This is a genomic window from Kitasatospora sp. NPDC048296 (assembly GCF_043201815.1).
Lineage (GTDB): Bacteria > Actinomycetota > Actinomycetes > Streptomycetales > Streptomycetaceae > Kitasatospora.
On record NZ_JBICZB010000075.1, the window covers coordinates 1 to 3,590 of the forward strand.

Sequence of the window (3,590 nt, forward strand, 5' to 3'; positions counted from 1 at the left end):
AACAACCCCCCACCCCCCCACCCCCACCACCCCCCCCCCCCCCCCCCCCCCCCCCCCCGCCCCCCCCCCCCCCCCCCCCCCCCCCCCCCCCCGCCCCGTGCTGTGGCCCCACCGCGCAGGCCGCCACCGTATGTGCGAAGGCAACCCGCGCATCGCCTCACGTTGTGCACCTCGACATCGCCCTGCCACGGGGCACGCACCTTGTCGCCCCCACAATGGACACCCTCGGGTGAATCCCTGCAATTTTTTGCAATTCCCTTGGGGTCGCCGAGCGTTGCTTCCTAGCCACTTCCCAGCCGCCGCTCTTCCCGGGTGGCTTGACGCCCGCGTCGCATTCACGACACGGTGCCAAGTCCAGGACTCGCAACCGACCTCACCGAAGGGGCAGTCATGGCACTACGCTTCACCGGGATCGACCCGGACACTCCCAACGGCGGCTCGCCCACGGTATGGCTCGAAGACGAAGCAGCGGAGATCGTCATCCAGGGCCGGCTACCAGACCCGGGCATGCTCCAGACCATCAGCGAGACCGAGTAAGTTCCTGATCACCCCATCGGCGTCCCGGACCACGAGGGCGTCGTCCGTATCCCCGTCCGGATGATCCCAGCCTTGCGGAAGGTGTGCGATGACGCAGAACGTGCCGGACTTTGGCGCCCTGCTGAGGAGCGCTGAGCGTTCAGCGGTCCACCTGGAGATGCGGGACTCCTACATGGACGACCCGGTCTTCGCGGACTGGCGCGCGGGACTGCCGGTCGACCGGCCCGACGCCTACGACCTGCCCGAGGAGTACCAGGCCTGGGCCGCGCTGGTGAGGGAAACCGTTGGCCGTGGTGTCGTGATGCGTCGCGCCCGCATCGTCTCCGAGCCGGTCACCGACTACATCCGGTGGGAGCACGCCATCACCGAGCGACACAACATCGCGTCCGGCGAGCAGGTCCGTTGGATGCCCCGTCGGCTGGCCTCCGACCTCGCCCTGCCCGGCAATGACCTCTGGCTGATCGACGACCGCCAGGTCCTCTTCCACTGGTTCACCGGTGACGGTGACTGGGCCGGCCACGAGTTCAACGAGGATCCGACCACGGTGAAGATGGTCGCCGCCGCTTTCGAAGCAGTCTGGGATCGCGCCGTACCGCACACCCGATACGCCGTCTGACTCGCCACCGGCACCGGGCAGTCCCACACAGATGTTCCACGCCGGAGTCCAGGCGGCCGAGTGGATCAGGCCCCTGAAAGACCGCGTCCACGGTGTCCTCACCTGCGAGAACCTCGTGATCATCGGCTCGGTGCCAGACGCCGACCACCGGGAGTGATGCGCCGGCCCTACTGGGCGCTCCGCAATCTGTACGCCCCGGTGGGAGTGCTGTTCGGCAAGTTCTTCGCTGGTCTGCGGGAAACCGACAGCTTCGGCCGACACATCCCGCCGGCCCCGTTCTCGTTCCTTCCGGCGCGGGCAGCCGTCAGGTCACGCGACCCTCGGTTCCTCGCCGACACCCCCGACATGGCACGAGCCCTTGCCACCGCCGACGACGACGGCCGTGACGTGTTCGAGCACATCCCCTGCGGCTGGAAGGCGGCACAGGCATGGGCGACTTAACTCCCTGCCCCGACGAAGCGGTCAACGACCCGGGACTGAAGTCCCGGGCTTGAGGTTGACCATGTGCCCGATGAGTCGCCCCACCGGTGGTCACCTCGTCTCAGCAGCGCTAGACACTGCTGGGGCGGTTGACTGCGCCCCGCTGCCACGCATCAGCCGCTCTGTGGCGGATGTTGCGGGAGCCGTTGATGTCCGCGTGCATGGTTATGCCGCAGACGCGGCACGCGAACGTCGCTTGATCCACTCGATTGGTTTTGTGGGTGTGCCAGCAGGCGGAGCACTGGCGGGAGGTGTAGGCCGCGTTGACGTGCACGACGGGGACTCCGGCACGCTGGGCCTTGTACTCCACGAAGGCTCCGAGCTGGGCGAACGCCCAGGAGTGGAGGCGGTACCGCTGGTCGTGCTTGGCCTTGACCCTCTCGCGGATGCCCGACAGGTCTTCCAGGGCAATCCCGCGAGAGGTGCGTTCAGCGGTGGTGACGAGAGTCTTGGAGATGCGGTGGTTGGTGTCGGTGGCAAACCGCTGCTCACGGCGACGGATCGCCTTAAGACGCCGTTTGGCGTTCTTGGTCTTCTTGGCCTGGAGCTTCGCGGTCAGGGCGCGGAGGCGCTTGCGGTACCGCTCCAGGCGACGACCGGACAGCACGGTGCCGTCCGAGGTGGTGGCGATGTTGACGATACCCAGGTCGACGCCGAGCCAGTCTGCGGGGGTTTCGATCTCGGGGGTGGGAATGTCACAGGTGGCGAACAGGTACCACTGGCCGTCGCGGAGAACGAGGTCGGATTCGCCCTGCCGACGGTCGGCCAGCATGCGCGCCGCGTCCGGGGAGCACACGAACCGGATGCCCTTCAACCGCCCGGCCGTGGTCCAGACGGACACCGTCCTGCCGTCGGTGTTCCACGACAGTATCCGGTCATCGAACGGCTGCGCCGCATCCGGGCGGAATACGATCGGCTTCGACTCCGCCTTATTGCGGCGCTTGCTCCCCTTCGGGCCGAGGTTCCCGGCCCGAAGGTTCGCCTTCAACGTCGCGTAGGCGTCACAGACCTTCTTCACCGACCGCACGGCGGCCTGCGCCCCCAGGTCGAACTCTTCCTTGACGTGCCGGTACACCAGCGGCTGCAAGCCGTTGCGCCGGATCTCGCCCTTGGTGAACGCCACCTGCGCGATGTGGTTCGCGGCCCTGTTGCACGCGCGCAGCGTCGCGGCGAGCGCGTCCGCCTGAGATGGCGACGGCTCCAGCTTCACCCGGACCACAATCTTCACGTCCAGGAACGTAGTTGACACAAAATCGAACGATCAAATCGGAAGGTCGGAACCGCATGGAAGAGAACTCCGCCGCTTCGCGGCTCCGATCCAAGGAGCCGATTCCTCCCGGGGCTGAAGCCCCCGGGCTTCCTCGGCAGAACCAGGTGAACCTTCGGGAGCTCACGGCGAACGACACCCACGCGATTCGCCGAATCTACAGCGGCGCCTCAGTGCGCCACCTCGGGCGTACCACGATGGAAGACGCCGAGGCACATCGGTACGTCGAACAGGCCGTCTGCTGGGCCCAAGAGCGTCCACGCATCCACCACATTCTCGGCATCGACGTGGAGGGCGACCTCGTCGGCATCGTCAAGCTCAACACCGCCGCGGCCCAGGCCGGACTGAGCTACATCCTGCGCGAGGACACCTGGAGCCACGGGTACGCCACCGCGGCTGTCATCGGTGTGCTCACCCTCGCGTTCGACACGCTGTACCTGGATTCCGTCGCCGCCAAGCACCGCACGGCCAACCCCGCCTCCGGCCGGGTGCTGGCCAAGGCCGGGTTCGCTCACATCAACGAAACCGAAGGATTCGCGTACTACACAGTGAGGCGGAGAGGATCGTCGACCGCCCCCTGACGCACTTCCCACCGGGCGGGCCCCCGGGCCCCCCCGGGGCGCCCCTCCCCGCGCTGGGCGCCGGCGGCCGTTTCCGCGCCGCGGCCAGGGGGGCCAACCCGGGAACCAG

At 67.8% G+C, this 3,590-nt stretch carries 5 protein-coding genes; 4 read left to right on the top strand and 1 reads right to left on the bottom strand.

Annotated features, from left to right (window positions below):
- Positions 1-390 precede the first annotated feature (390 nt).
- From ACGF12_RS31615 to ACGF12_RS31625, 3 genes are all read left to right on the top strand, one after another.
- A complete protein-coding gene (locus ACGF12_RS31615; protein ID WP_393037653.1) occupies positions 391-537 on the top strand; it encodes a hypothetical protein in 147 nt (48 codons plus the stop codon).
- Positions 538-625: 88 nt separating this feature from the next.
- Positions 626-1,153: a DUF6879 family protein gene (locus tag ACGF12_RS31620; protein ID WP_393037656.1), complete on the top strand. Its 528-nt coding sequence runs from the start codon at positions 626-628 to the stop codon at positions 1,151-1,153.
- Positions 1,154-1,309: 156 nt separating this feature from the next.
- Positions 1,310-1,594, top strand: a complete 285-nt coding sequence (locus ACGF12_RS31625; protein WP_393037659.1) for a hypothetical protein — start codon at positions 1,310-1,312, stop codon at positions 1,592-1,594.
- A 109-nt stretch (positions 1,595-1,703) separates the two neighbouring features.
- On the opposite strand, the gene ACGF12_RS31630 is transcribed toward ACGF12_RS31625, so the two are convergent.
- Positions 1,704-2,861, bottom strand: a complete 1,158-nt coding sequence (locus tag ACGF12_RS31630; RefSeq protein WP_393037662.1) for an RNA-guided endonuclease InsQ/TnpB family protein — start codon at positions 2,859-2,861, stop codon at positions 1,704-1,706.
- A gap of 56 nt (positions 2,862-2,917) precedes the next feature.
- On the opposite strand from ACGF12_RS31630, the gene ACGF12_RS31635 reads away from it, so the two are divergent.
- Positions 2,918-3,481, top strand: coding sequence for a GNAT family N-acetyltransferase (locus ACGF12_RS31635; RefSeq protein WP_393037665.1), 564 nt, complete (start codon positions 2,918-2,920; stop codon positions 3,479-3,481).
- Positions 3,482-3,590 lie beyond the last annotated feature (109 nt).

Coding starts and splice junctions, on each gene's coding strand:
- ACGF12_RS31615 (WP_393037653.1), top strand. CDS start 391: ATGGCACTACGCTTCACCGGGATCGACCCGGACACTCCCAACGGCGGC.
- ACGF12_RS31620 (WP_393037656.1), top strand. CDS start 626: ATGACGCAGAACGTGCCGGACTTTGGCGCCCTGCTGAGGAGCGCTGAG.
- ACGF12_RS31625 (WP_393037659.1), top strand. CDS start 1,310: ATGCGCCGGCCCTACTGGGCGCTCCGCAATCTGTACGCCCCGGTGGGA.
- ACGF12_RS31635 (WP_393037665.1), top strand. CDS start 2,918: ATGGAAGAGAACTCCGCCGCTTCGCGGCTCCGATCCAAGGAGCCGATT.